The sequence below is a fragment of the Deinococcus sonorensis KR-87 genome (genome assembly GCF_040256395.1).
In the GTDB taxonomy this organism is placed as follows: Bacteria; Deinococcota; Deinococci; order Deinococcales; family Deinococcaceae; genus Deinococcus; species Deinococcus sonorensis.
Genome location: NZ_CP158297.1, coordinates 56858 through 81805, shown reverse-complemented (window position 1 = coordinate 81805; position 24948 = coordinate 56858). Strand labels below are relative to the sequence as shown.

Annotated in this window: 20 protein-coding genes; 7 read left to right on the top strand and 13 right to left on the bottom strand. The window is 70.4% G+C overall.

Annotated features, from left to right (window positions below):
* Positions 1-15 precede the first annotated feature (15 nt).
* The 3 genes from ABOD76_RS01625 to nirB are packed head-to-tail and all read right to left on the bottom strand — an operon-like array spanning position 16 to position 3766.
* Entirely contained in the window at positions 16-852 is an 837-nt protein-coding gene (locus tag ABOD76_RS01625) for a uroporphyrinogen-III synthase (protein ID WP_350241517.1), read from the bottom strand.
* Positions 831-1205 (bottom strand): nitrite reductase small subunit NirD, encoded by a 375-nt coding sequence (gene nirD / locus ABOD76_RS01620; protein ID WP_350241516.1) that lies wholly within the window; start codon positions 1203-1205, stop codon positions 831-833. Before nirD ends, ABOD76_RS01625 begins: the two co-directional genes overlap by 22 nt.
* 44 nt (positions 1206-1249) lie before the next feature.
* Complete coding sequence (gene nirB, locus ABOD76_RS01615; RefSeq protein ID WP_350241515.1) at positions 1250-3766, bottom strand: nitrite reductase large subunit NirB; 2517 nt, start codon at positions 3764-3766, stop codon at positions 1250-1252.
* Between the two features lie 229 nt (positions 3767-3995).
* Here nirB and ABOD76_RS01610 point away from each other — a divergent pair, with 229 nt between their 5' ends.
* A complete protein-coding gene (locus ABOD76_RS01610; protein WP_350241514.1) occupies positions 3996-6068 on the top strand; it encodes a molybdopterin oxidoreductase family protein in 2073 nt (690 codons plus the stop codon).
* A gap of 22 nt (positions 6069-6090) precedes the next feature.
* Positions 6091-7344 carry an MFS transporter gene (locus ABOD76_RS01605; RefSeq protein ID WP_350241513.1) on the top strand — a complete coding sequence of 418 codons (1254 nt, stop codon included), beginning with the start codon at positions 6091-6093 and terminating at the stop codon, positions 7342-7344.
* A gap of 205 nt (positions 7345-7549) precedes the next feature.
* On the opposite strand, the gene ABOD76_RS01600 is transcribed toward ABOD76_RS01605, so the two are convergent.
* Together ABOD76_RS01600 and ABOD76_RS01595 are read right to left on the bottom strand one after the other, a co-directional pair.
* Positions 7550-8575: a chemotaxis protein CheB gene (locus tag ABOD76_RS01600; RefSeq protein WP_350241512.1), complete on the bottom strand. Its 1026-nt coding sequence runs from the start codon at positions 8573-8575 to the stop codon at positions 7550-7552.
* A 282-nt stretch (positions 8576-8857) separates the two neighbouring features.
* A complete protein-coding gene (locus tag ABOD76_RS01595) occupies positions 8858-9418 on the bottom strand; it encodes a DinB family protein (RefSeq protein WP_350241510.1) in 561 nt (186 codons plus the stop codon).
* 467 nt (positions 9419-9885) lie between these two features.
* Here ABOD76_RS01595 and ABOD76_RS01590 point away from each other — a divergent pair, with 467 nt between their 5' ends.
* Positions 9886-10389 (top strand): XRE family transcriptional regulator, encoded by a 504-nt coding sequence (locus ABOD76_RS01590; RefSeq protein ID WP_350241508.1) that lies wholly within the window; start codon positions 9886-9888, stop codon positions 10387-10389.
* A gap of 273 nt (positions 10390-10662) precedes the next feature.
* Positions 10663-10992, top strand: coding sequence for an HNH endonuclease (locus ABOD76_RS01585; protein WP_350241506.1), 330 nt, complete (start codon positions 10663-10665; stop codon positions 10990-10992).
* 321 nt (positions 10993-11313) lie between these two features.
* On the opposite strand, the gene ABOD76_RS01580 is transcribed toward ABOD76_RS01585, so the two are convergent.
* The 5 genes from ABOD76_RS01580 to ABOD76_RS01560 form a co-directional block, all read right to left on the bottom strand.
* Positions 11314-12057 carry a ZIP family metal transporter gene (locus ABOD76_RS01580; RefSeq protein WP_350241738.1) on the bottom strand — a complete coding sequence of 248 codons (744 nt, stop codon included), beginning with the start codon at positions 12055-12057 and terminating at the stop codon, positions 11314-11316.
* A gap of 364 nt (positions 12058-12421) precedes the next feature.
* Positions 12422-13645, bottom strand: a complete 1224-nt coding sequence (locus ABOD76_RS01575; protein WP_350241504.1) for an MFS transporter — start codon at positions 13643-13645, stop codon at positions 12422-12424.
* A gap of 151 nt (positions 13646-13796) precedes the next feature.
* Entirely contained in the window at positions 13797-14765 is a 969-nt protein-coding gene (locus tag ABOD76_RS01570) for a hypothetical protein (RefSeq protein ID WP_350241502.1), read from the bottom strand.
* 657 nt (positions 14766-15422) lie between these two features.
* Positions 15423-16931, bottom strand: coding sequence for an FAD-dependent monooxygenase (locus ABOD76_RS01565; RefSeq protein WP_350241500.1), 1509 nt, complete (start codon positions 16929-16931; stop codon positions 15423-15425).
* A gap of 352 nt (positions 16932-17283) precedes the next feature.
* Complete coding sequence (locus ABOD76_RS01560; RefSeq protein WP_350241498.1) at positions 17284-17532, bottom strand: hypothetical protein; 249 nt, start codon at positions 17530-17532, stop codon at positions 17284-17286.
* Positions 17533-18238: 706 nt separating this feature from the next.
* Here ABOD76_RS01560 and ABOD76_RS01555 point away from each other — a divergent pair.
* The 3 genes from ABOD76_RS01555 to ABOD76_RS01545 all read left to right on the top strand — a co-directional run bounded on the left by ABOD76_RS01555 (position 18239) and on the right by ABOD76_RS01545 (position 21201).
* Positions 18239-18565 (top strand): PadR family transcriptional regulator, encoded by a 327-nt coding sequence (locus ABOD76_RS01555; protein ID WP_350241496.1) that lies wholly within the window; start codon positions 18239-18241, stop codon positions 18563-18565.
* A complete protein-coding gene (locus tag ABOD76_RS01550) occupies positions 18562-19608 on the top strand; it encodes a permease prefix domain 1-containing protein (protein WP_350241494.1) in 1047 nt (348 codons plus the stop codon). Before ABOD76_RS01555 ends, ABOD76_RS01550 begins: the two co-directional genes overlap by 4 nt.
* A gap of 1194 nt (positions 19609-20802) precedes the next feature.
* Entirely contained in the window at positions 20803-21201 is a 399-nt protein-coding gene (locus ABOD76_RS01545; protein WP_350241492.1) for a hypothetical protein, read from the top strand.
* A gap of 795 nt (positions 21202-21996) precedes the next feature.
* Here ABOD76_RS01545 and ABOD76_RS01540 read toward each other — a convergent pair.
* The 3 genes from ABOD76_RS01540 to ABOD76_RS01530 are packed head-to-tail and all read right to left on the bottom strand — an operon-like array spanning position 21997 to position 24909.
* Positions 21997-22470, bottom strand: a complete 474-nt coding sequence (locus ABOD76_RS01540) for a hypothetical protein (protein WP_350241490.1) — start codon at positions 22468-22470, stop codon at positions 21997-21999.
* Positions 22458-23633: a DUF1501 domain-containing protein gene (locus ABOD76_RS01535; protein WP_350241488.1), complete on the bottom strand. Its 1176-nt coding sequence runs from the start codon at positions 23631-23633 to the stop codon at positions 22458-22460. The genes ABOD76_RS01540 and ABOD76_RS01535 overlap by 13 nt, the downstream gene beginning before the upstream one ends.
* Positions 23634-23643: 10 nt before the next feature.
* Complete coding sequence (locus ABOD76_RS01530) at positions 23644-24909, bottom strand: DUF1800 domain-containing protein (RefSeq protein WP_350241486.1); 1266 nt, start codon at positions 24907-24909, stop codon at positions 23644-23646.
* Between the last annotated feature and the right edge of the window lie 39 nt (positions 24910-24948).

Genomic DNA, 24948 nt, shown 5'->3' with positions numbered 1-24948 from the left:
GGGCGCCGGCTGCGCTCAGGCCACCGCGGGACGTTTGCGGGCCAGCAGGCCGGAGGCGTGCTCGGCCGCCGCGCGCACCAGGATGCCCATCTTGTGCGGATTGGCCTCCAGGTCAAAGGGCAGCCGCAGTTCGCCCAGCGCCTCGCTGCAGGCGGGACCGATGCTGGCCACCACCATCCGGCCCAGCGCGTGGCGCAGCTCCGCTTCCAGGCCGAGGTCCCGAGCACACCTCAGAAAGTGCACCGCCTGGGTGCCGCTGGAGAACAGCAGCACCTGATGCCGGCCGGCGACCGTGTCACGCACCGCCTGCCGCAGCGGTTCCGGGTTGTCGGGGAAGGCGCAGCGGTACACCGCCACTGGCGACACCGCCGCGCCCGCCTCGGCCAGGGACGCCACCAGCGCAGGCGGGGCGGGCTCGCCGTATTCCAGGATGGTGATGTCCAGGCCGCGCAGCGACCCGGAGAGCAGGTGGTCGTGCACCTCACGCCAGGTGTGCGGGCGCGGCACCGTGTCCGCCTGCAGCCCGAACTGCTTGAGCGCCTGGGTGGGCTTGGCCCCGCGCGACAGGATGCGGAGGGCCTTCAGCCGGCTGAAGGCCTCGGCGTCGGAGCGCTGCAGGTCCTGCAGAAACAGCCGGGTGCCGATGCCGGTCATGCACACCAGCAGCTGACGATCAGGCGCCGCCTTGACACGCGCGGCGAAGTCGCGCAGCCGCAGCGAGGTGTCCTGGCGGTCCTCGCGCAGGCTGGGGGCGACGGTCGGTCGACCCTGGTACTTCTCGATGAGTGTGGCCATCTCGGCCCCGCGCCGGGTTTCCAGCGACAGGACACTCAGTCCGCTGAACCAATCCATACGTGCCCCTCGTCAATCTTGACGGCCCAGGTGCTGAGCCGGACGCTGTTGTCTGACAGGCACACCCCGCTCTGCAGGTCGAAGGTGTGCTTGAGCAGCGGCGAGGCCACCTTGTAGCGCTCGCCGTCCTGGGTGCGGTAACTGCCGGTCAGGCCCCGCGACAGCACGTTGGCCTGGGTGAACGGGTCACGGTTCGACACCGCGAACACCTGTCCGGCCACCCGGAAGATGGCCACCTGATCCTGCCCGACCCGGGCGCACACGCCGCTGCCCGGCAGGATGTCGTCCAGGCGACAGACCACGGTCCAGTGGGCAGGGTGGTGCGGGGCGGCAGGTGAGCGGAGTTGAGTCATGGCAGGCTCCTTGGGCAGTGGGCGGTGGGGCGGGTGGGGCGTCTTCAGTCCCCGGCCAGCATCGGCAGTTCCAGCAGGTCGTGCTCGAACGCTGGGCGCGGCTGGTCGCGTTCGGTGACCCACTGGATCGCGTCGTCGGGCTCGTCGGTGTTGATGAAGTGCCGGAAGCGGCGCAGGCGGGCCTCGTCGCGCAGCGTCTCGGCCCACTCGTCGTGGTAGGTGTCCACGTGCCGGGCCATGGCGGCCTCCAGTTCAGCGCCCAGGCCCAGCGAGTCGTGCACCACCACGTCGCGCAGGTGCTCGATGCCGCCCTCCATCCGTTCCAGCCACGTGCTGGTGCGCTGCAGCCGGTCGGCGGTGCGGATGTAGTACATCAGGAAGCGGTCCAGGTACTGGACCAGCGTCGCCTCGTCGAGGTCCTGGGCGAGCAGCTGCGCGTGGCGCGGCGTCACGCCGCCGTTGCCACCCACGTACAGGTTCCAGCCGCGCTCGGTCGCGATGACCCCGAAGTCCTTGCTCTGCGCCTCAGCGCACTCGCGGGTGCAGCCGGACACCCCGGCCTTGAGCTTGTGCGGGCTGCGCAGACCCCGGTAGCGCAGTTCCAGCTGGATGGCGAGCGTGGTGCTGTCCTGCACCCCGTAGCGGCACCAGGTGCTGCCCACGCAACTCTTGACGGTGCGCAGCGACTTGCCGTACGCGTGCCCGCTCTCGAAGCCGGCCGCCACCAGTTCACCCCAGATGGCCGGCAGCTGGTCGAGCCGCGCCCCCAGCAGATCGATGCGCTGCCCGCCGGTGATCTTGCAGTACAGGCCGTACTTCCTTGCCACCTCACCCAGCACCACCAGCCGCTCCGGGGTGATCTCGCCGCCCGGGACGCGCGGCATCACGCTGTAGGTGCCGTTCTTCTGGATGTTCGCGAGGTACGCGTCGTTGGTGTCCTGCAGGGGCGCGTGCGGCTCTCCCAGGATGTACTCGTTGTGCTGGCTCGCCAGGATGCTGGCGACCGCCGGCTTGCACACCTCGCAGCCGTGACCCTGGCCGTGGTGGTGCAGCACCTCCTCCCAGGTGCGGTGCCCCTTCACCCGGATCAGGTCGAACAGGTCCTGGCGGGTGTGCTGGAAGTGTTCGCACAGGCTGTGGTCCACCGCCTGCCCCAGCAGCGCCAGCTGTTCGTTCAGCAGGTCCTTCAGGTTCGGCAGGCAGCCGCCGCAGCCGGTGCCGGCGCGCGTGCAGCCCTTGAGCGCCGCAATGTCGTGCGCGCCGCCCTTCACCGCGTCGCAGATGGCCGAGCGCCGCACGCCCTCACAGCTGCACACGGTGGGGTTGCCGCCGCCTGCCGCTGGGCTGGCCACCGCCGGCACCAGCAGGCTGACGGCCGGCACCGTCAGCGGCTCGCCGTCCCGGGCGAGGCTGCTCAACTCGCCGTACTGGGCGGTGTCACCCACCAGCACCCCGCCCAGAATGCGGGTGCCGTCCTCGCTCAGCACCAGCTTCTTGTACGTGCCGGCCACGTTGTCGTGGATGGCCAGCTCGCGGGCGCCGGGCGTCCGGGCAAACGCGTCGCCGAAGCTGCCCACCTCCACGCCCAGCAGCTTCAGCTTGGTGCTCATGTCGGCGCCCCGGAAGCTGGCGGGCTCGCCCAGGATGCTGTCCGCGGCCACCCGCGCCATCTGGTACCCGGGAGCCACCAGCCCATAGATGCGGCCCTGATGCACGGCACACTCGCCCACGGCGTACACGTGCGGGTCGGAGGTGCAGCACTGGTCGTCCACCACGATGCCGCCACGCTCACCCACCGCCAGCCCGATCTGGCGGGCCAGGTCGTCCCGCGGGCGGATGCCGGCCGAGAACACCACCATGCCGGTGTCCAGCTCGGTGCCGTCCGCAAAGCGCAGGCCGCGCACCCGGCCCGCGCCGTCCGTCAGCACCTCCTGAGTGGCGGCTCCGGTGAGCACCCGGATGCCCATCCGCTCGATGAAGTCCTTGAGCAGCGCCCCGCCCGCGTCGTCCAGCTGGGCCGGCATCAGGCGCGGGGCGAACTCCACCACCGCCGCGTCCAGGCCCAGCTTCTGCAGGGCGGCGGCAGCCTCCAGGCCCAGCAGCCCGCCGCCGATGACGGTGCCGTGCCGCACCCTGGACGCGTGGGCGATCATGCCGTCCAGGTCATCCAGGGTCCGGTAGGTGAAGCAGCCGGCCGCGTCGTGATTCGGCAGCGGCGGTACGAAGGGCACGCTGCCCGTGGCCAGCACCAGCACGTCGTACGGCAGCCGCTGCGTGGCGGTGTGCACCACCCGCCGCGCCCGGTCCACATCCAGCGCACGCTCGTGGACCCAGTGCACGCCCCGGTCGCGGTAGGCGCCCTGGGTGGTGAGCGACAGGTCCGGGCGTGGGGTGTCGAAGTAGTGGCTGAGCTGCACCCGGTCGTAGGCCACGTGCCGCTCCTCGCTCAGCACCGTGATGCTCAGCTGCGGCTGACGGGCGTGCAGGTCCTCGGTCAGGCGGTGGCCGACCATGCCGTTACCGATGATGAGAACACGCGGACGGGTGGGGATGTGGGTCATCTGAATACTCCTGGGGCGAAGGGCGTCCGGCAGGGTGCGGCCTGCCATGCGGTATGGACCCATAACGCCGGAATATTTTCCTCTTGTCAAGGCCAAACTGGATGGAATGCACAAGATCTGCCTAGAACATCCTCTCAATAAACCAATTCGTGCATCTTGTTCTCTACATTTTTGACATTTTGCATTTTTGGCCTTGACAGGTAGCCCGGCAGCCGTCAGGGTAAACCGCATGAGCCGCACGGTCCGCACCACCTGCCCCTACTGCGCCGTCCAGTGCAATTTCGATCTGCACCTGGAGGACAACCTGGCCGTGAAGCTCACGCCCACCCGCGAGTGCCCGGTGGCGGGCGGCACCGTCTGCAAGAAGGGGCTCTCGGCCCTGTCGGACCTGCGGCACCCGGACCGGCTGACCACCCCGCTGCTCCGGGTGGATGGTGCGCTGCAGCCGGTCAGCTGGGACCGTGCCCTGCAATACGTGCAGGAGGCCCTGGGACCGCTGGTGCGGCACACCCCGGAGCGGCTGGGCGTGTTCGGCAGCGGCAGCCTGACCAACGAGAAGACCTACCTGCTGGGCAAGCTGGCGCGCATCGGGTTCGGCACGCCGAACATCGACTACAACGGCCGGTACTGCATGAGCAGCGCCGCTACCGCGCTGAACCGCAGCTTCGGCCTGGACCGCGGGCTGGGCTTTCCGCTCTCGGACATTGCCCGCAGTGACCTGATCGTGCTGGTGGGCGCCAACATCGCCGAGACGCTCCCACCGGTGCTGCAGTACCTCAAGGCCGCCCGCGACCGGGGGGCCCTGATCGTGAGCATCGACCCGCGCGCTACGCCGGGGCTGGCTGGCCTGCACGTCGCGCCGCGTCCCGGCACCGACCACCTGATCGCGGGCGGGCTGCTGCACCTGATGCGCAAGTGGGGCCGCGTGCAGCCGAGCGCCCCGGTCACCGGCATCGAGGCGGTGCTGGCGGGCGTGGCGGACCTCACCCCTCAGCGGGTGGCGCGCGAATGCGACATTCCCCTGGGCGACTTCATGCGGCTGGCGGAACGCTACGCCGCCGCCTACACGCCCCTGATCCTGACGGGGCGCGGCCCGGAGCAGCAGCAGCACGGCACCGACACGGTGAGCAGCTTCATCAATCTGGCGTTCCTGTGCGGCCATTTCGGCAAGGCGGGCGGCGGGTACGGCACGCTCACCGGCCAGGGCAACGGGCAGGGCGGGCGCGAACACGGCCAGAAGAACGACCAGCTGCCCGGGTACCGTCGGCTCGACCACCCGCAGCACCGGCGGGAGATGGCGGCGTTCTGGGGCGTGCCGGACACCAGTCTGCCGGGCGTGGGCCTCAGCGCCCAGGAGCTGCTGCTCGCCTGCGGCACCGACATCGACGCGCTGGTGGTGATCGGCAGCAACCCGGCGGTGAGCGCGCCGGGGGCGGCGGTGGTGCGCGAGCGGCTGCGGGCCCTGCGGCACCTGATCGTCATCGACGTCCTGCCGAGCGAGACGGCGCAGCTCGCCACGCTGGTGCTGCCCGGCAGCATGTGGGCCGAGGAGGAGGGCACCACCACCAACCTGGAGGGCCGGGTGCAGCGCCGACGCCGGGCCATGACCCCACCAGGCCGGGCGCGCGAGGACTGGCAGATCCTGTGCGCGCTGGCAGAGGCGGTGGGGCGCGGCGAGCACTTCCGTTACCCCACCTTCCGGGCGCTGCAGGACGAGTTCTTCGCCGCGACCAGAGGAGGCAGGGCCGACTACAGCGGGCTTTCCGCCGAGCGGCTGGACGAACGCACCTTTCAGTGGCCGGTGCCCACGGACGGCCACCCCGGCACGCCCTATCCGTATCAGCCGCCCTTCGCCGCGCCCGGTGCTCGCCCGCGGCTGTACGCCCCGGCCATGGTGGCCCCGCCGCCGGTCCCGCTGGCCCTCACCACCGGCCGCGTCTCGAACCAGTACCAGAGCGGCACCCAGAGCCGCCGCAATCCGGCCCTGAAGGCCCAGCCGGACGTGCAGCTGCACCCGGACACCGCCCGCGCGCGGGGCATCGTTCACGGCCAGCCGGTGCAGCTGCGCGGCCCGGACGGGCACACCACCCTGCCGGCGAACGTCACCGCGAAGATTCGCCCGGGCGTGGCCTTCGTGGCGTTCCACTGGCCGCAGAGCGCCAACGAGCTGACCAGCGCCACCACCCTCGACCCGCACTCGCGCATGCCCGCCTTCAAGCTCGGTCCCGTGGAGGCCCGCCCGGCCACCGCGTCCGAATCCGCCCCCGCGCCCGCCCCTGGTCCCTTCGTCCCGTCCGTCTGAGTTGCCCTTCAGGAGAGCCCCGATGCCCATGACTGCCCAGGCCCCTTCCGCCCCCGGCGCCGCTTCCGCCCGCGTCGTGACCGCCTCGACGCTCGGCTTCACCATGATGTTCGCCGTGTGGGTGATGTTCAGCATCATCGGCCTGCCGATGCGCAAGCAGTTCGGCCTGTCGGACGCCGAGTTCACGCTGCTCAGCGCCCTGCCGGTCCTGACCGGCTCGCTGCTGCGGCTGCCGGCCGGCATCCTCGCCGACCGCTTCGGGGGCAAGCGGCCGTTCGTGGGGCTGACCGTGCTGGCGGCGGTGGCCTCGCTGGCCGTGGCCTGCGCGCCCGGCTATCCGGCCCTGCTGTGGCTGGCCCCGTTCGTGGGGCTGTCGGGCGTGAGCTTCGCCATCGGCACCAGCTGGATTGCCCAGTGGGTGCCGGGGGAGCGGCAGGGGCTGGCGCTCGGCACCTTCGGGGCGGGGAATGCCGGGGCCAGCATCACCAAACTGCTGGCCCCGCTGCTGATCGCCTCGGCCCCCGCCAGCATCACCGGCGCGCTGCTGCCCGGCGCGTGGCGGGTGGTGCCGCTGCTGTTCGGCCTGCTGCTGCTGCTGACCGCCGCCTTCGTGGGCCGGTACGCCCCGGCCGACACCGGACGTGCCCGGGCACCCCGCCCGCTGGCCGCGTGGCTCTCGCCGCTGCGCTCCCCGCAGGTGTGGCGCTTCGGGCTGTACTACGTGGTGTTCTTCGGCGCGTACGTGGCCCTGAGCCTGATGCTGCCCAAGTACTACGTGGATCACTACGGCGCGCCGCTCACCCAGGCGGGCCTGCTCACCGCCCTGTTCATCTTCCCCGCCAGCCTGCTGCGGCCCCTGGGCGGGCACCTCAGCGACCGCCATGGCGCCCGCGCGGTCACGGTGGGCAGCTTCGCGGTGATGCTGCTGGCCCTGCTGCCGCTGGCCGCCACCGCCACCCTGGCGCTGCTGCCGTTCCTGGCACTCACCGTGGTGCTGGGGGTGGGCATGGGTGTGGGCAAGGCCAGCACCTACAAGCTGGTCAGCCGCCACTACCCCGGCGAGATGGGGGCGGTGGGCGGACTGGTGGGGCTGCTCGGCGGCCTGGGCGGCTTCTTCCTGCCGCTGATCATCACCTGGGTGAAAGGGCGCTCCGGCCTGCCGCAGTCGGCGTTCGCGGTGCTGCTGCCGCTGACGCTGGCCAGCGCCGCCATCTTCGTGCCGAGCATGCTGGCGCTGCGCCGCCGTGAGCTGGGCGCGTTGAACGCCGCCGATTGAGGGCGGCAAGGCAGCTCAGCGGCCGACCACGCTGCCACCCGGAGGCTCATCCATCCCAGCCGTTCGTGGCCGTTTCAGTGAAGGTCCCCGGAATGAGCGGCCTCGAACAACGAGGTCTTCCCGGGCCACCTGGACCAACGGTCCAGCAGCCGGGCCTTACGGCCCTCCCCGGGGTTCCCGTCGTCGCGGCGCCACTGAACGTTGATCACTCCACCTCAACGTCACTCCGCCCTGAGGTGTCGTCCAGCAGGGCCAGCAGCTGCAGGCTCCGGGTCAGCGCGACCTGCGCCTGTTCGTGGAACGTCCGGGCCGCCCGGGCGTCGCCTCTGGCCAGGTGCTCGTCTCCCAGCCGGTTCGACAGCAGCGCCGCTTCTTCCATCGCCCGGCGGGCCTGCCCGAGCGTGAGCTGCACCGTCTCGCTCACCTGCGCCAGCAGCGCACTTGCCGAGTAGGCATGCCCGACGTGGCAGCGGTAGCGGGTCCGCCCTCCTTCCTGCAGCTGCAGCAGCACCCCGTGGCACTCCGGGCAGGCGTACTGCGAGGGGGTGCCCAGGCTCAGCACCTGCCGCTGCAGGCCGCGTCCGTCCTTCGCAATGCCCGTCTCGGTCTCCAGCCGCGCCCGTTCCTCCTCGGTCAGCCGGACCTCCGTTTCCTCGGGTGCCCGCTGCAGCTGGGTCCACGCGATCAGCCGCTGCGCCAGGGCCGGCACGCTCAGGCTGTCATCCACCTCCACCTGACTCAGCGCGCTGAGCGGCATGCTGTCGTACTCGGCCTCCTGGGGGTCCTGCACCAGCGCCAGTCCCCCCAGCCGCTTGATGGTCCACAGCCCGGAGGTGCCGTCGTCCAGCATGCCTGAGAGCACCACCCCCGCCACCCGGGTGGTGTGGCTGTACGCGGCCGAACGAAACAGGGCGTCGATGCTGGGCCGGAAGCGGTTTTCCTTCGGCCCACGCGTCACGGCCAGCCGGTCGCCCTCCACCAGCAGGTGATGGTCGGCAACGGCGCAGTAGATGTGTCCGGGGCGCAGCGGCTCGCCGGTGCTGGCCGGCGAGACCGGCAGGAGACTCGCGCGCTGCAACACCGTGTGCAGGTGGCTTTTCATATCCGGTGGAATGTGAACCACGATCAGCAGCGTGGCGGGCAGGTGGGCCGGCAGCCTGGCCACCAGGTCCGTCAGGGCCTGAATGCCACCGGCAGACGCACCGATGACGATCACCAGCGGCCCGGTCATCCGGAAACAGCATTCGACAATGTCATCCTTCAGTGTAGGGCGCACAGCGGTGAAGCCAGCGCTGGTCTCATGAACCCAGGGGACCGGTCAGGGCGCTGACGCCGGTTCATGCCGGCAAGGCGCTGACGCCAGGACGGCCGCGCCGATCGGACGCGCTGCGAGGGCAGGGCCGCGCCCACCCTCGTGGCGGCGCTGCGGAGCCACCTGGGCGCCGGGGGCACGACCCGCTTCCGCCTGGACCACCTGGCGGGCCTCACCCGCCGTGAGCCACGACGCCTGCGTTCACGGCACCGCCAGATCGGTCTCCAGGTCCTCTGGCAGTGGAGCGCCCAGGGCGCGTCCGTACGCCAGCATCTGTCCTTTGTGGTGGAACTCATGCGTGATCTGGGCCACCAGCACCCAGCGCGGCGTCACGACCGTCCGGCAACCGCTGGCCCGGGTCACCTCGAACGGTTCATCCACGGACTCCACCGTCTCGAAGACCCGCTCGACCAGCGCGTCCACCTCCAGAAACAGCCCACGAACCGCCGACACGTCGCTCAGGCCCAGGGTTTCCGCACGTTCCACGGCGATGATCGCCGCCGTCCGCTGAGCATGCGTTGCCCGGGATGAGGGTGGCAGGGCGTCCAGGTGCTGCTGGTACGGTTCGGTCCGCAGCAGGTAGCGGCCAACCCACCACTGATACATGTTCGCCACGTGCACGTGGATGTCGCGCAGGCTGCTGGACGGCAGGCCCGGCTGGTCCTGGAGGTACACGTGGCCCGGCAGGGATTCGGTGTAGGCGAAGAGCTGTTCCCGGGTGCGTTTCACCCAGGTGTACATCAGGGGCAGGGATGGGTCCATGCGGGCCTCCAGTGTGCGTCGTGGCCGGCAGCATAGCGGCCCGCCATCCCGGCAACAACCCGCGGGAAGACACCGCCGTTGCTCGCCCGGGATGACCGGCCGTCAGGCCAGGGCCCGCAGCGCCACTGTCCAGGCCCCGGCGCCGCTTCAGGCAGGCGGCCGTGCTGCGCGTTCTGGCCTTCGGGCAAGCGCGCCATGGAACCCGCCCTGAACCGCGCTGGCGACTGGTGCACGGCCCAGGCAATGAGCACTTCATCCGGCCGGCTCGCCCGCTGCGGACACCCGGCCGCCCTTCAGCCATGGCCTAGGCCAATGTGCCCACGCGACCCGGCGCCCCACTGGCTATCCTGACCGGCGAAGGCGCCACGGTTCCCAGCTCGACCCTCCAGACGCATCTGCGCCGGTAAAGGCAACACGCGCGAGAGAACGCCTTGTGCCCTCCGGCGCTTCTGACAGAAAGGACTCCCATGCTTGAGCGCATCACCACCGTTCGCCCCGGCGAGGGCACGACCCTTCACCTCACGTACAGCGACGGGGCCACCGTCCACGCGGACGTCAGCCGCCTGCTCTCCGAGGATCCGGGGAGGTCTGCACGGCTGGCCGACCGGGCCGTGTTCGAACAGGTGAAGCCGGGACCGCGCGGACGCAGCGTCACCTGGCCCGGGGACGTCGACCTGGACGTGCAGGTGTTCCGTCACGAACCGCCGGCGTTTCCGGTGCTGGCCCGGACCCCTCCCCCGACCGACAATCCGATCAGCCGCGCGCTCCGCGCCGCAGTGCAGGCCTCGGGCTTCAGTCAGTCCGAGGTGGCCCGGCGGGCGGGCATGCAGCAACCGAATCTGGCGCGCCTGCTGGACCCGGCCTATCACGGGCACAGCCTGAACAGCCTGCGCCAGCTGGCCGCCGCCCTGGGCCTCGAGGTGGAGATTCAGCTGAAGCGCCCGGCGCCCGAAGCACCGCGCGGCCGGTGACGTCGGGGCGTCCGCCCGGTCACCCATGGCCGGTCCGTTGACCGGCATGGCTCCTCCGGTCAACGGGGAGCATCGAGGTGCGGGTCATCTGGCGAGCAACGTTCGATCTGATCTGCCCCCGCGACCAGACCGGGACACGCTCCCGGCCGGCTGAGGCCCGTCCTCTGGACCTGCCCGACGTCACCCGAGGGTGCAGGCCGCGCCCAGCCCGGGGCACCGACCCGCGTCCCTCCTTCACGAACATCACGACGGTGACGGGGCTATGCTGCGCAGATGGCTCGCCGCACCTCCTCCACCTGGCCTGACCCCTCCCCCGAAGCGGACCCTCTGGTCTGCGCGCTGTGCCAGCGAGAGACGCCGGCGCTCACCCAGCACCACCTGATGCCGGTGCTGCAGGGACGCCGCAAAGGCATCAAGGTGCAGGACCTGCCCACCGTCGGGTTCTGCTCGGCCTGCCACGGGTACGTTCACACCACGTTTTCCAACGCCGACCTCGCCGGGCCTTACGGCACCCTGGAAGCGCTCAGCGCGCATGACGGCGTGGTCCGCTTCGTGAAGTGGGTGCGCAAACAGCCGATGACCAAAGCCGTCAAGGTCAAGTAACGCACGGACCACGCCGTGCGTCCGAGGCGTGAACCTGGCGCTGCGCCGTTCAGGCACAGTGGAGGGTGGAGCCCCTGCACAGCTCCGCCCCCATCCGGGCGTGTCGCGGTCAGACCGCGCGTCCCCGTGTACACAGCCGCACTGGCGGCACGCGCTCCAGGCGTCAGCGACAGCGGTGGGACGGGACCCACGCGTGATGCCGCGGGGCCTCCGTGGCTTCGCCTGGCCCTCCCGCGCGGCCGCAGTGTGTCCATGCACCGGACCACCGGCGCGTCCGCCGGCCGACTGCCGATCGCCTCAGCCCGGCTGGACGTTTTTACGTCACTGCAGTTTGCCGAGGGTGAAGGCCGCCAAAAATCCCAGCGCGGTCAGCAGGCCGACCACCGCGCCGCCCTCCTCGTACGCTTCGGGCATCATGGTGCTGGCCAGCATCGCCAGCACCGCGCCTGCCGCGAACGCCTGGATGCCGGCGGTGATGTTTGGATCGGCGCCCCGCAGCAGCAGGTAGCCGAGGGCGGCCGCCAGCGCCGACGCCACCACCACGCTGCTCCACAACAAGAAGATGTAACGGGGGCTGCGCCCGGCGTTCTTCATCCCGGCGGCGCCCGAGAGCCCTTCCGGCACGTTGCTGAGGAACACCGCCGCCACAAACACCCAGCTGACGGTGCCGCCGGCCAGCAGGCTCACGCCGATCGCCAGCGATTCGGGGACGCCGTCGAGCAGCGAGCCGAGGAAGATGGCCAGCCCCGCCTGGCTGTCCTGGCCCTGCTGCCCGCCCGAGCGTTTGCGGTGCCGTCCGCCCTGCCGGGACACCAGCAGGTCCGCCAGAAAGTACACCACCGCGCCGGCCACCAGCCCGATCGACGCCGCGTCGAAGCCGCCCTTCTGGAACGCCTCGTCCATCAGGTCGAAGGCGACGGCCGACACCAGCACGCCCGCACCGAGCGCCATGATGGACGAAATCCAGCGCTTCGACAGCCGGACATACAGGCCGATCAACGCGCCCACGATCAGGGCCGCCCCCGCGAGCAGTCCCCATCCGCCGGCCACCAGCACGCCCGGCACGTCAGCGGCCTCCCAGGCCGTCGGTCCCGCCCGGCCCGCTGGGCCCGGCACCGATGCTCAGACAGACGTGCTGCAGCCGCGTCACACGATCACGCTACCGAACGCCGGTCACGTTCCGGATGAGCTTCAGGTTGCCGGGCCCCCCCGGTTGCTTCATGTGCCCACCGGCCGGATGCCCGTGGGCGGAACGCGTGGCGAGGCGCGCGGGCCTCCCGGGTTCGGATGGAAGCGCGCCTCGTCTGACACACCGCCCGTTCGAGGCGCCGGCACGCGAATCGCGCTCGTGACGCGTCCGTGCAGGTGGCCCGCTCGACGACCGGTCCTGCGGCGGGCGCCCACGCTGCCGGAGTGCTCCTCGACATGGTCAGTCGGCGGCCACGAGGCCCGCATTCTGCTCCCGCCGCTCAGTGACCGGGACTTCCAGCTGCCAGTACAGCAGGGCCGCGCCGAACGCCAGGGCCGACACCGTGATCCACAGCGGGCCTGCGCCGAAGTGCGACAGCAGCGCGCCGCCCAGCAGCGGGGCCAGCAGCGTGGCGAGGCCCGACATGCTGCCCACCAGCCCGATGTAGGTGCCGCGCACGTCCGGCCGGCCGAGGTCCGCGATGATGCTCTTGCTGATGCTGTACGCCACGATCTCCCCGAGGGACCACACCGACACGGCCAGCAGGTGGGCCCAGAAGGTATGGGCGAAGGCGTGCAGCAGGAACCCGGCGCCCAGCAGGGCCGCGCCGACCACCTGCCAGCGCGGATGGTTGCTGCGTGAGATCACCTGCCCCAGCGGCAGCCCGAGCACGACCACCAGGACGCCATTGACGGACAGCACCTGGCCGTACTGCGCGGCCGTGAACCCCTGCTGGGCGAACACCAGGGCGAGCATCCGGTAGCTCTGGTAGGTGAGCGCGAACAGCAGCGACGCCACGCAGAAGGCCCACAGCAGCCGGTCCCGGGGCAGCAGGCGCCGCGCCGTTCCGCCCGCGCCCCCGCGGCGGACGGCGCTGAGCAGACTGCGCCGTTCGAATACCCCGAGCAGCACGGCGGACACGGCCATGGTCGCCGCGTCCAGCACGAACAGCAGCCGGAACGAGAACCCCGACAGCCAGCCGCCCAGGGCCGGCGCGACGGACGCGCCCACGTTGATGGCCCAGTACAGCAGGGTGTAGGCGCGGGTGCGCTGCGCGCCGGTGGTGAGCGTGGCGACCGCGCTGCTCACGGCCGGCTTGTACATGGCCATGAACAGGGAGAAGGCCAGGGCGCCGGCGACAATCCAGCCGAACCCCCGCGCCGCGGACAGCGCCAGCACCGTGACCGCGCCGCCGGCCAGCGCCAGCACCATGGTGGCCGTGGTGCCCAGGCGGTCACTCAGAGCGCCGCCCGCGCCCTCGGCAAGAAAGCGGCCCAGACCCAGCACGCTCAGCACCACGCTGATCTGGAGGGTCGTCAGGCCCTGCACCGAGGCCAGGTAGAACCCGAGCAGCGGCACCACGAACTCCCCCAGCCGGTTGATGAGGGTGCCCAGCCACAGCACCCAGAACGACCGTGGATACGCATGGTAGAGCCGCTGGAGCACCGTCTGGTCCGACGCCATGGTCCGGATTGTAGCCGGAGCGGTGGCCCGGATCCGGCTGCGGCTGATCGCGGCGCGAGCCCGGCCTCCGGCGGGGAAGGCCTCCCCTTCCCTGGAGCCGGGCGCACCGGCAGACGCCCGCGTGGGCGTGTGGACGAAGGCCGAGGGCGCCTCACCGCGCGGCGGCGCGCACCAGCACCATGTCCGTCGCCTCGACGAAGGTCTGGCTGACCGGTTGCTCAATCACCTTGGACGCGACCAGTCCCGCCGGCTGCCCCATCCGCCAGCCGCTCACCACCAGGCCGCCGGTGAGGTGCCGGACCGTCGAGAAGGCCAGCCCCCAGTTCATCATCGGTACGGTCAGCTGCGGGCTGTCCGGGCAGGTGACCTTCATCAGTTCTGTGCCTCCCGCCGGATCGTAGCGGTCCAGCAGCACGTCACTCAGGACGAAATCGCCGCTCCGCTGCAGCGCCAGGTGCTGCACCGTGAAGGAGGTGGGCGTGAAGGGCAGGTCATGATCGCACCCGCCGTCCGGCGCCAGCGCCTGCTCCACGTTGGAGACGGTGCCGCGCCCGGAGTAGTCCCCGGTGTTCAGGTTGTAGGTCAGGGGGACCCGCACATCCACGTGGACGACGTACTTCAGCTCGCTCTGGGTGATTTTCGAGTCGATTTTCAGCTCCAGCTTGAGACACGCCGGCACCCGCACGCGGAGCGCATCGACCGTGCGGGACCCAAGCGCCTGCTGCGCCTGAACGTCCAGCGCACGCAGCAGGTCCCCGGCCGCCAGGCCGTCGGCGATGGAGCCGTGCTCGCAACTCACGGTCATCACCTCCAGCAGGGTTCCCAGCGCCTGCTGGTACAGCGCCCGACTTTTCTTCACCTCGTCCTGGAGGCCCTGGTACTCCAGGGTGGCCAGGGCGTCGATCGTCTGCTGGAAGTGGGTGATGGCCTGCAGCAAGGCGTCGCGCGAGCGGCGCTTGACGGCGGCCGAAAGCTGCTGGTCGACTTCTCTCAATGCACCCTGCGCCATCTTCTGATCGCGAATTACGATCGGTGGCACACCCTGAGCGCCAGCGGTGACGACGGGAGGAGCGGCGAGCAGGACCAGGGCGAGGGTGGTGCTGATGACGGGTCTGAACATGGGTGATGCCTCCGGGGTTGAACTGACCGGACCGTACCGGAGGGGGCCTGATTGCAGCATGACTGAGCGCGGACACAGGCAGCGCCCATGACGTCACACCACCGCCGGCATCCGTTGATGCTTGATCGTCTCACGACTGCCCTGAACGCCATCCTGCCTTCAACGGCGGGCACGCCGCGCGCCGTTGTGATGCAGCGCTGCCCGGGCATCCAGGCGAACTCGCGATCCCGATGGACGGCCAGGGGCAGATCCGGCCCTGGTCGCTTCGTTGCGAACAGCCCCGGGGTGAGGCGATCGGCGTGGCCTTGCTCTCCTCTCCGGATCGGCAGCGGCCCGGGGCATCAGCAGGAGCGCTTCCGTACCCGCCCAGGGTCTGCGCACGCCGCACGTTCTCCTCAACGTGGACCGTGCCCAGACTGGGACTCCTCCCTCCCACCGGATGACGGCACGGGGTGAGGTGCTCCATGTGCAGCGCAGTGCACCCGATTCACCAGGGCTGACCTGGCGTGCCGCCACCAGCGCCAAAGCACTGCACCCTACGTCCGCTGAACGGCCCGCCCCGCAGCGGTGCGGGCAGACGCCCCGGGAAGCGTGACGCGGTTCGGTCCGCCGGATGGCTCGGCGCGGCCAGGGCTGTCTGCGACTTCTGGTCCGCTGTCAACTGCGGACCGTCGGCGCACCGAACCACCGGGTCAGGGCGTCCTTGAGTCCCCGCTCGGGCAGCGATCCCGTCCACGCGACGTACCCGTCCGGCCGAATCAACACCGCCTGCGGTGCATCCACCGGCCCAGGACCTGGAAGTTCCCAGGGTCCAGCAGCCTGGGCGTGCACCAGCCGAACCCGGTCGGCCCACGGGGAGAGGCCAACGTCCGCGGGCTCCGCTGCTCCGAGGTGCAGCAGCAGTGGACGCGCGTCATGCAGCAGGGTAAACAGCTGCGCCGGCCCGTTCGCGGTCATCAACGCGAGGTCCGGCATCCGGCGTCCCAGCAGGGGATGCCCCTCGCCCAGATCGTAGCGGACGCCCAGCCCTGACATCTCGGCGGCGAGGCTCTGACGCGGCTCCTCGAACCTGAGCAGGTCCGCGAGCGTCTCATGGACGGCCCGGGTGCGTTCATCCGGGCGGCTCAGGGCCACCAGTGCCATGGTGTGGCGCAGCACACGCGCCGCCACCGGGTGGCGCTCGGCATGATAGGTGTCCAGCAGGTGCTCCGGGGACACGCCCTGGATCACCTGGGCGAGCTTCCACCCGAGATTCACCGCGTCCTGAAGTCCCAGGTTCAGGCCCTGCCCGCCGTTCGGCGCGTGCACGTGCGCCGCGTCGCCGGCCAGCAGCACCCGGCCCGCGCGGTACGTCGCCGCCTGCCGGGTCGCGTCGGTGAATCTCGAGATCCAGGTGGGGCTGTGCACGCCGTAATCGGTGCCGCACGCTGCGATCAGCGCTTCGCTGAGGTCGCGCAGGGTGGGTTCACCGGTGACCTGCAGCTGCGGTTCCGTGACCATCACCCCGACCGGTCCGGTGTCCGGGTACACCACCGTGCCGCCACGCGTCTCGTACGCCACCCGGCCGAAGGCATGTGTGCCGAAGCGGTTGCGGTGGACGCCAAGTTCCGGCACCCCTGTCATCTCCACTTCAGCGATCAGGCTGCTGGTGGTCGGGTCCCAGCCGGGGAAGTCGATGCCGGCCAGCTTGCGGATGACGCTGCGGCCCCCGTCGCACCCCACCAGGAACTGCGCGCGCAGCCGCTGCCCGCCGGACAGTTCGACGTCGACGCCCTCGCCATCCTGCGCGAACCCGCTGACGGCCTGTCCTCGGTACACCGGAACGCCCAGTGTTTCCACCCAGCCGGCGAGGAGGCGTTCCGTGTGTTTCTGCCAGAGCCCCAGCGTGTAGGGGTGCCGGGTCGGCACGTTGCTCAGGTCGAGCCGCACGCCGGCGTACCCCACATGTGGGACCACCTGCCCTTCTGACAGAAAGCGGTCCGCGATGCCGCGCTGGTCGAGCAGCTCGATGGTCCGGGCCTGCAGCCCTCCAGCGCGGGTGCCGGTCAGCGTGCCCGGCTCACGCGGTTCGACGATGGCCACGTTCACACCCGCCAGCCCCAGTTCTCCTGCCAGCATCAGTCCGGTGGGCCCTCCGCCGGCAATCACCACGGCATGTCCGGTCACGGCGTCCCTCCCGCCTGTGTCCTGCGACGCACCCGCCCCAGGCGCATGCCCGCCCGCTCGCCTGCTGTCTTCGTCATGGACCACCTCCGCACTGCTGGACCGCCCTGGCGGTGACGTGCGCCCGCAGGCCGCGCGTCTGCCCGGGGCCACAAAGTGTACGTGGCGCCCCCCGGCTTGCGACCAGCCCCCCGGTCCGCTCTACACTGAAGGTGGGAAGGGGGCGGGCTCCGGCCAGGTTCCCGAGGATGCCGGCGGCGAGGTGATTGTCGTGGTCTCAAGTTGCCCGGGTCACGTCACCGAGGCAAGAACAAGCCCGCCGAAGCGGGCTGGACGGGCGATGGGCGCTTGCCGCTCAGGATTCTTCGCTGCTGTCCCGGTCCGCATCGGGGTTTCTGGGCTCGTCATTCCCGATGCCGATCGCGTGCGCGATGGGCGCGAGGACACCTTCAGGCACGTCGCCATTGTTCTGCCCATCCTGCTGGGGCGGATCGATGAGCCGGCCCACCAGCCCCCGGTTGTCGGGGTGCCGCAGCTGAGGCTCCCCTTCGACTTCTTCTACCGATTTGCCGAGCGGGGTGGTGTCGGTCTGATCGTTGGTCATGACGTCACGTTGCGCCTCCACGCCGTGCGCTTGTCTTGAGGGAGGTTGAGGCACGCTTAGAAACGCAGGGTGGGCCACCCGGCGACACGTCTCGCCCGATCACTGCGGGCAGGTTCCCCCACCGGCTGCGGACGGGCCGGCCATGCAGGCGCTGAACTCCGGCTTCGTGGGGCGGGCGCGCCCGCCTGTGGACCTGGCGCCGCTCTCTGTCGAGGGCGCCGAGGTGGCGTTGCCACTGCCGATGCGGAGTGGTCTATGCACTTGCGCCTGAGCTTGCGAGGGTCCGCGCAGCACTGCGCCGCAGCCGTGCGCTTCGGAGGTGACGTTCAGGCTGAGTTCAGGCATGGAGGGGCGGGCGGTCAAGGCTGAGGCCCCTGGAATGGCAGATGCACGTGTGGACCTTATGCGGCGGTCATCTTTGCCTGCTGGTCTGTCCCGGGTGGAGTTCGGGCGCGGTCTGGTGCACCGGACCGTGCGATGTGTCGGCCGCTCCTCGGTTCCGTGATGACGCGGTGTGGAGTGCGCTGCGCCGGACCGGTCGGTGGGGTTGCCATCAGCGCTGGTCCACTCAGGGGGTGGGCCCAGGTTGCTGCGCTCCAGCACGCTTGACATCCATGATACCCAGCCGCACTATGTAGACAGACTTAGCTAGGTATGGTCGGCAACGACGAGGACGCTCGGACGCCCACGACCCAGAAAGGCCCACATGAATCCAGACCAGCTGCGTGGCAACCTCGACCTGATCCTCCTGACCGTCCTCGAACACGACGCCCTGTACGGCTTCCGCATCATCCAGGACACCAAACTCCGCAGTGAAGGCTACTTCGACTTCAAAGAAGGCAGCCTGTACCCAGCCCTCCATCGCCTCACCCAGGAGGGCCTCCTCACCACCGAGGAGCGCGAACCCGGCCGCAACGGCAAACCCCGCCGTTATTACCAGATCACCGCCAAAGGCCGCGAAGTCCTTCAGAAGAAACGCGACGAGTGGCGCACCTTCCGCAACGCCCTCGACGCCCTGGGTCCCCAGCCATGACCGAACTGGAACGCTACCTGCGCCGCGCGACCTGGGGCCTCTCTCAGCCCCAACGCCAGGCGATCCGCGATGAACTCGAAGAGCACGTGCTCGAACGCAGCTGCCACCTGCAGGCCTTCGGCGTGCCGGCCGGGGAAGCCGAGCGCCGCGCGCTCGCCGAACTCGGACCGCCCGTGCGGGTCTGTGCAGGAATGAACGGAGTGTACCGCATGCCCACGCTCATCCGAATGACGGCCCTGACCACCCTGGCGGTCACGTTGGGCCTCACCAGCCTCAGCCGCAGTGACGCTCAGATCCCCAGCCAACTGACCGGCCACACCTACCTGCAGTCCCCACGGGACGCGTTGATCGACGAGCTCGAGCACAGTGGCGCGACGGTCAACCTCTCCGCCGCGGCGCTGCGGGTGCAGCTGCCCGACGGGCACGCCCTCCAGCTCCCCATCACGCCCTACAACGTGCGCCAGGCGGACGGCCAGCCGGTGCTGTTCCTCAACAGCCTGCTGGACCAGGCGCTGCGGGACAACGTCCCCGTCCGCATCAGCGGCTGGGACGCTTTGAACATCACGCTGGGCGGCGCCGTGGTGCAGGTCAAACCGCCCTCTGGCCAGCAGAACTTTGCCCAGTGGTACCGGGAAGCGGCCCTCGGGTGGGTGGGTCCCCTGGCCACGCTGCCGGCCTACACCGGCGCCACCGCGACCCTCACCAGCACCCGACCGGACCTGGCGGGCCGGGTGGTCGTCGCCGCGGCGATCGTCAAGGGGGCGGACGGAACGCGGCAGTCGTTCGTCGCCGCGGCGCCGGTCGGCCCGGATGGGAAACTCTCGCTGCAGGTCCCGGCCGTGACGTTGACGGTGGCGACCGGTGCCCAGGGCCGCGGAAACCCGGCGCAGGTGCTCCACACGCAGCCCGGTCAGGCGAACGCCCTGTACCTCGGCGTCTTCAGCGGCACGTACCGGTCCGGCGCGGTGAAGGACTTTGCGGTGCTGACCAGTCAGCTGCCGAAACAATTTCAACCGCAGCCCGGCCACGACACGACGTTCTGATTCAGGTGCCGGACAAAGCGACACCTCCGGCACCTGAGCGGCAGAAGGACATGAGCCACGGCGCTCAACGCCCAGCGGCCTGAAGCGAGGCCCCTGATGGTGAGCCGGCCTCCACTCTATCGGCCGCACCCCTCCTCCTGCCCGCCGCTTTCTGCGGCGGACAGGAGCATGGACATGACGGGCCGGGGGCATTTGACAGGCGGGCCCCGAGGCAGGCCGTTCACGGTGTGGGCGTCAAGGTCGACCTGAAGGCACGAGATCATCGCCGGGCGAGCAGCGTTCTTTCCGGCCGGATGATCCTGTCCGTGCTGTGGTGCACGCGGTGTTCTGGCGTCGTGGTCCCGGAACGCAGCGGGGGCGTGATTCCCATGACGGTGCGCCTGACCAGGTCACGTGCGTGTTGGCGGAGCGCTAATTCGAGGTCAGATGCTGCCAGCAGGCCGCCTTGATCTGCAGCGGTGGTCGCGAGCGCCTGAACAAGCGCGCCGGCGAGATGCACGTCCTCTGGAGAGCGCTCTGCCGCTTGTGTGCCATAGGGAGGAGCGAACAGGTCACCAGCGGGGCATCCGGCACGGGCAACCGGCGTCCAGGGGCTGGGTTGGGCAGGCTCGGAGCGAGCGCGCAGCCCTTCTGCACATGCTCGCTGGCCGATGATCGTGGTGCCGGACCGTTCAGCGAAACTTCGTCATGGATGTGGCGGCGCGTGGTGCTTGGTGGCCATGCGGGGCGGCGCCTGGGGAAGGGCGGTCCGCACTCAAGGTGGCGTGTCCGGCCGGCGTCCCGTTGCACGGGAACATGGTGAATGCCGTGGTTCTGGACCACGCTTGCGCCGAGGGGCCACGAAGGTGGAGGGCGGGGTCGAACGGCCCGTGACCGGTTGGAGGGGATCAGCGGTCGGGTGGCCAGGTGTGGCATGGGGGGTCCGTGCAGGCCGTGGGCCTGGGGCGTGCCATGGCCGCTGCGCTCGTTCAGGCCGGGTTGAGGACTTGACCACGCCGTCACACAGTCAGGCCGTGCACGGGGGCAGAGGCAACGCCAGCAGGTGAAGGTGCGCGTGGTGCTGGTCAGGGGCAGTGGATCAGGCTGCAGGTTCGTGTCGGTCTCCTCCTGGTGGTTGCGGGCGCCCGCGCCTCTTGACAATCGCTTATACCTAGACACACTATGTAGACAGCCAATGCTTAACAGCAGGTGGCAATGCCGGCCGAGTGGCAGGCAGAAACAGGAGAACTCATGAAACGAACAGTAGTGATGGTGGCCCTGACCATGGGCATGGCTGGAGCAGCGCCCTCGCGTCTCCCCTCATCCAGCGTCGCGGTGACGGGGGGCGAACACACCTACGCTGCCCTGCTGACCGGCAGCAGCTGGCAGACGCTCAATCTGCCTCGGGAGCTCTCCCAGCGTTTTGACCTGAAGAGCCTGACGCTCAGCGCGCCTGGATTGACACTCAAGGTGAAGGGCTCCTCCACAACGCTCGAGGCCCTGCGGCTCTCCGTTGACGTTCAGCGAACCGCCGCTTTTCAGGCGGGCTCCACGGCCTTCACGTTGAGCGACGCCGCTGGACATTCCGCGACGTTTGACCTGGACGTCTATTGACAGCCATCTAACCATAGACAGACTTAGTAAAGGAGCGATGCTTCAATGGGATGGCCTGCACCGCGGACGCAAGCACGTGGACCACCCCGCCCAGAACTCCTCGCTCAGACTGTGGCTGCGCCCCGCCGTTCTTCTCCTTCAGCCCACTCGCAGGTGCATGGACCGACGCGCGGTATCCAGAACCGTCCCCGCACCTGCGAGCAACGCTGTCCCGGTCCAGGCAGATGCAGCTGAGGGTCAGCCGGCCCCGAGCGTTCGCTGTTGTGGTGCGGGGCCAGTTCCGCCGCAGTTCGAGGATCTCCGAGCCTCCCTGCTGCCTGGCGAAGGGCATACCCGATTCGGGTTGATCATGCAGGCCGTGCGTAAGACTTCACGCGTCCTGGCCGGGCCTGGTGGAAGCCAGGCCGTTTCCCGTCCTGGGGGTGCAGTTTTCCAGAAGCCGCGAACATATTCAGCTCGGTGGCTCACTGCCTTCAAGCCCGAGGGGATGTTCAGGGGCAGAGTCCCGGTTCCCCTCACCATTCACCCTCCACGGTCAGCCCTCCAGCCCGCAAGACGAGGCGGCAACGCCCCACTGACCCCGCACGGCGGTCTGCCGGCCGTGCCCAGGCCCCCCGGTTGCCACGGCCTGGAGGCGTGGACGTCAGGACCGCCGCGGCCCGGCGGCCCTCCCCTTCCGGGGGCGCCGAGGTTCGCCAGGACCCAGGATGGAAGGTGGACCGGGGGCGGCAGTGGAGGCAGCAGTTGAAGGGCGAGCCCGGTCCGCCCGGCGCCCGCTAGCTGGTGGCGGGGCGCTCATTGCTGCTCGGGCCTCTTCGCTTGATACAGCCGCATGCCCCCAGCGTGCTCAAAGGCGGCCATGACCTGCTCGGGCGGCTCGCCGGGCCGACTTGACGGGTCTCCGGGCAGGGTCCGCGCGAACACCTCGAGCACGTCGGCGTACCCGTCCCGGTCGGCATCCGCGCCGGAGGCCAGCAGGTCCTGCAGCACCTGCGGGAAGGGGCGGTGCCGGCCCGCGCGCGCGTCGGCGGTGAACGCGGCGCGGATCTCCTCCCCGAACACGTTCCATGGCGGGCCCCCGGTCACCTCCACATGGCAGAAGGTGCACGGCACCACCCGGCGGTCCAGCGCCCACAGCGGGGTGTCCTGGTCGTAGTGCATCAGCTGGGCGGCCTGCCGGCGGTAGGTGGGCAGCGCCAGCGTCCTCGGCACCGCGAGCACCAACGGGCCCAGCAGGGCGCACAGGGCCGGGAGCGTCACGCGAGCCATGCCGGGCCTCCGAACGTGCCGCCGAGCACCTCGCGGGCGTCCAGGTTCAGCCACCCGGTCAGGGCCGTGGCGTAGATGCCGCGGAAGTCCTGCCGGTACTGGATGTCTCCGTCACTGAGCGCCTCCAGGTCCGGGCTGTCGCCGTGCACCCCGCCCTTCACCGCGTGCCCCAACGCGAACATCACGCTGCCCTGGCCGTGGTCGGTGCCGGCGCTGCCGTTCTCCGCAACGCGGCGCCCGAATTCCGAGAAGCCCATCACCACCACCCGCTCGGCGAGCCCCTGGCGGTCCAGGTCCTGCTGGAACGCGGCCAGCCCAGCGGCGAGAGTGCCCAGCAGCTCGTCCTGCTCGGCCCGCTGTCCGGCGTGCGTGTCGAAGCCGCCCAGCGACACGTACAGCACCCGCTGGCCGACTCCGGCGGCGATCAGGCGCGCGGCGTCCCGCAGCTGGGCGGCGAAGCTGCCATCCGGGTAGGTGGCCCCGGCGCGGTAGCGCTTGGCGTTCTGCTGCACGCGGGCGGTGTTCTGCAGCATCTGGCGGGTGGCGCGCGCCAGGTACTCGGCCTCGCCGCGCCGCGGGGCGTCCATCAGCTGCTGAAAGGCGCCCTCCACGCCCTGCGGCAGCTTGACCTGAAAGGTGTCCAGCGCGCCGATGCTCGGCAGGCTGAAGTCACTGGCGCGCAGCGCCTGGGGCGTCGTCACGCCCGGGGTGCTGGCGCAGAAGGGATCGCCGATCTGCTCGGCGATGCGGCCGATCCAGCCGTCCGCCTGCGCCTGGGTGGGGTCGGCGGTGTGCCAGATCGCCATGCTCGCGAAGTGGCTGCGGTTCGGGTTGGGGTACCCCACGTTCTCCATCCAGGCGAGCTGCCCGGCGTCCCAGAGGGCAGTCAGCGGCTTGAGCGCCGGGTGCATGCCCAGGTCTTCGGTGAGGGGCAGCACGTCCCGTCTCGGGATGGCGATGGTGGGCCGCGCGGCGTAGTACGCGCCGTTGCTGTACGGCACCACGGTATTCAGGCCGTCGTTGCCGCCGGTCAGCTGAATGACCACCAGGGTCGTGTCTCCCGCCTGCGCCTGCGCCGCAGCGCGCGCCAGGAACGCGGGCATGCCGCTGGTGGCGGCGATGGCCAGCGCGGCGGACTTCAGGAAATCGCGTCGTGTGATCATGGGGGCTCCCTCAGGCGAGCTGAAATTCCGGGCTGATCAGGGTCAGGTAGGTGCGCTGCGCGGCGCTGAGCCGCTCGGTGCCGGGCAACGGCGCGGCTTGGCCCAGCAGCGCCAGCGGGGTCGGGGCGGCCGGGAGGCGCGGGGCCTTGGCGCCGAGCGTCAGGGCCGCCGCCAGCTGCATCCGGCCGAGCAGCGTGGCGTCGTTGATCCACGCGCGCCCCCCGTCCCAGCCTTTGACGGTGTCCGGCTGCAGCAGCAGCTGACCCATCCGGCCGGCCGTCTGCGTGAGGCTCAGCACGCGCTCCGCCTCCAGCCGTGGCGCGCCGAGGCTGCGCAGCGCGCCCACCACGAACTCCACCGGGCTGCGGATGATGCTGCTGCGCTGCTCCGGCGCGTAGAAGGCGGCGCTGGACAGCAGCTCCTCCAGCACCGCCCGCACGTTGCCGCCGGTGCGGCGCCAGGTGGCCGCGCTGCCCTCCACCGCCTCGGCGTCCGGCGTGTCGCGAACGAAGGCGCGGTGCAGCTTAAAGCACACCCGCGTGGCGGTCTGGGGGTGCGTGGCCGCGAGGCGGATCACGTCCTCGCCGGTGAAGGCACCCCGCTGCCCCAGGTAGGTTTTCTGACCGTCATCGTGCTGCTGCCGGTTGAACACGAACCGCGGCGCCTCCAGGAACTGCCTGGTGCCGCGCCCGCCGGTGAAGGTCCAGCCGCTGAGTGCCCGGGCGCCCTCATGGACATCCGCCTCGCTGTAGGGACCGATGCCGGTCGTGAACAGCTCCAGCAGCTCACGGCTGAAGTTCTCGTTCGGCCTGCCCCGCCGGTTCTGGTCGTTGTCGAGGTAGCGCAGCATCGCCGGCGACTGCGCGACCGCCCGCGCGAAGGTCTCGAAGCTGTCGGTGGCGGCGTGCGTGCGCAGCAGCGTCAGGTACCCGGCCAGGCTGGGGCCGTTCCGCACCTTGTCGGTGCCCACCACGAAGTGATTGCTCCAGGTCAACGCCAGCTTTTCACGCAGTGGCTCAGGCGAGTACAGCAGTTCATACAGCCAGCGGGCCCGCGTGAGCTGAAGCATCGCGCCGGGCGTGACGCCCTGCGACGGATCGAAGGGATTGTCCGGGGCGCCCTGACCGCGGAACGTCAGGGCCGCCCGGGCCACCGCCCGGGCGTCCTGACCGACGAGCGCATGGATCTGAGCGTCGGTGGGACCAAAGGCCGTGCGGCGCAGAAAATGGGCGGCGTCCTCAGCGGTGAGCGGAAACGGATGGGGCGGGAGGGTCATGGGGGCTCCTGGAACAGGACAGGGTCGGGTGAGGGCAGC

Excerpts from the sequence above, each read along its gene's own strand:
- ABOD76_RS01545 (WP_350241492.1), top strand. The coding sequence starts at position 20,803 with ATGCCGGCCGAGTGGCAGGCAGAAACAGGAGAACTCATGAAACGAACA.
- ABOD76_RS01560 (WP_350241498.1), bottom strand. The coding sequence starts at position 17,532 with ATGACCAACGATCAGACCGACACCACCCCGCTCGGCAAATCGGTAGAA.
- ABOD76_RS01600 (WP_350241512.1), bottom strand. The coding sequence starts at position 8,575 with ATGACCGGGCCGCTGGTGATCGTCATCGGTGCGTCTGCCGGTGGCATT.
- ABOD76_RS01535 (WP_350241488.1), bottom strand. The coding sequence starts at position 23,633 with ATGATCACACGACGCGATTTCCTGAAGTCCGCCGCGCTGGCCATCGCC.
- ABOD76_RS01590 (WP_350241508.1), top strand. The coding sequence starts at position 9,886 with ATGCTTGAGCGCATCACCACCGTTCGCCCCGGCGAGGGCACGACCCTT.
- ABOD76_RS01575 (WP_350241504.1), bottom strand. The coding sequence starts at position 13,645 with ATGGCGTCGGACCAGACGGTGCTCCAGCGGCTCTACCATGCGTATCCA.
- ABOD76_RS01530 (WP_350241486.1), bottom strand. The coding sequence starts at position 24,909 with ATGACCCTCCCGCCCCATCCGTTTCCGCTCACCGCTGAGGACGCCGCC.
- ABOD76_RS01595 (WP_350241510.1), bottom strand. The coding sequence starts at position 9,418 with ATGGACCCATCCCTGCCCCTGATGTACACCTGGGTGAAACGCACCCGG.
- ABOD76_RS01585 (WP_350241506.1), top strand. The coding sequence starts at position 10,663 with ATGGCTCGCCGCACCTCCTCCACCTGGCCTGACCCCTCCCCCGAAGCG.
- ABOD76_RS01570 (WP_350241502.1), bottom strand. The coding sequence starts at position 14,765 with ATGTTCAGACCCGTCATCAGCACCACCCTCGCCCTGGTCCTGCTCGCC.
- ABOD76_RS01605 (WP_350241513.1), top strand. The coding sequence starts at position 6,091 with ATGCCCATGACTGCCCAGGCCCCTTCCGCCCCCGGCGCCGCTTCCGCC.
- ABOD76_RS01555 (WP_350241496.1), top strand. The coding sequence starts at position 18,239 with ATGAATCCAGACCAGCTGCGTGGCAACCTCGACCTGATCCTCCTGACC.
- ABOD76_RS01610 (WP_350241514.1), top strand. The coding sequence starts at position 3,996 with ATGAGCCGCACGGTCCGCACCACCTGCCCCTACTGCGCCGTCCAGTGC.
- nirB (WP_350241515.1), bottom strand. The coding sequence starts at position 3,766 with ATGACCCACATCCCCACCCGTCCGCGTGTTCTCATCATCGGTAACGGC.
- nirD (WP_350241516.1), bottom strand. The coding sequence starts at position 1,205 with ATGACTCAACTCCGCTCACCTGCCGCCCCGCACCACCCTGCCCACTGG.
- ABOD76_RS01550 (WP_350241494.1), top strand. The coding sequence starts at position 18,562 with ATGACCGAACTGGAACGCTACCTGCGCCGCGCGACCTGGGGCCTCTCT.
- ABOD76_RS01625 (WP_350241517.1), bottom strand. The coding sequence starts at position 852 with ATGGATTGGTTCAGCGGACTGAGTGTCCTGTCGCTGGAAACCCGGCGC.
- ABOD76_RS01540 (WP_350241490.1), bottom strand. The coding sequence starts at position 22,470 with ATGGCTCGCGTGACGCTCCCGGCCCTGTGCGCCCTGCTGGGCCCGTTG.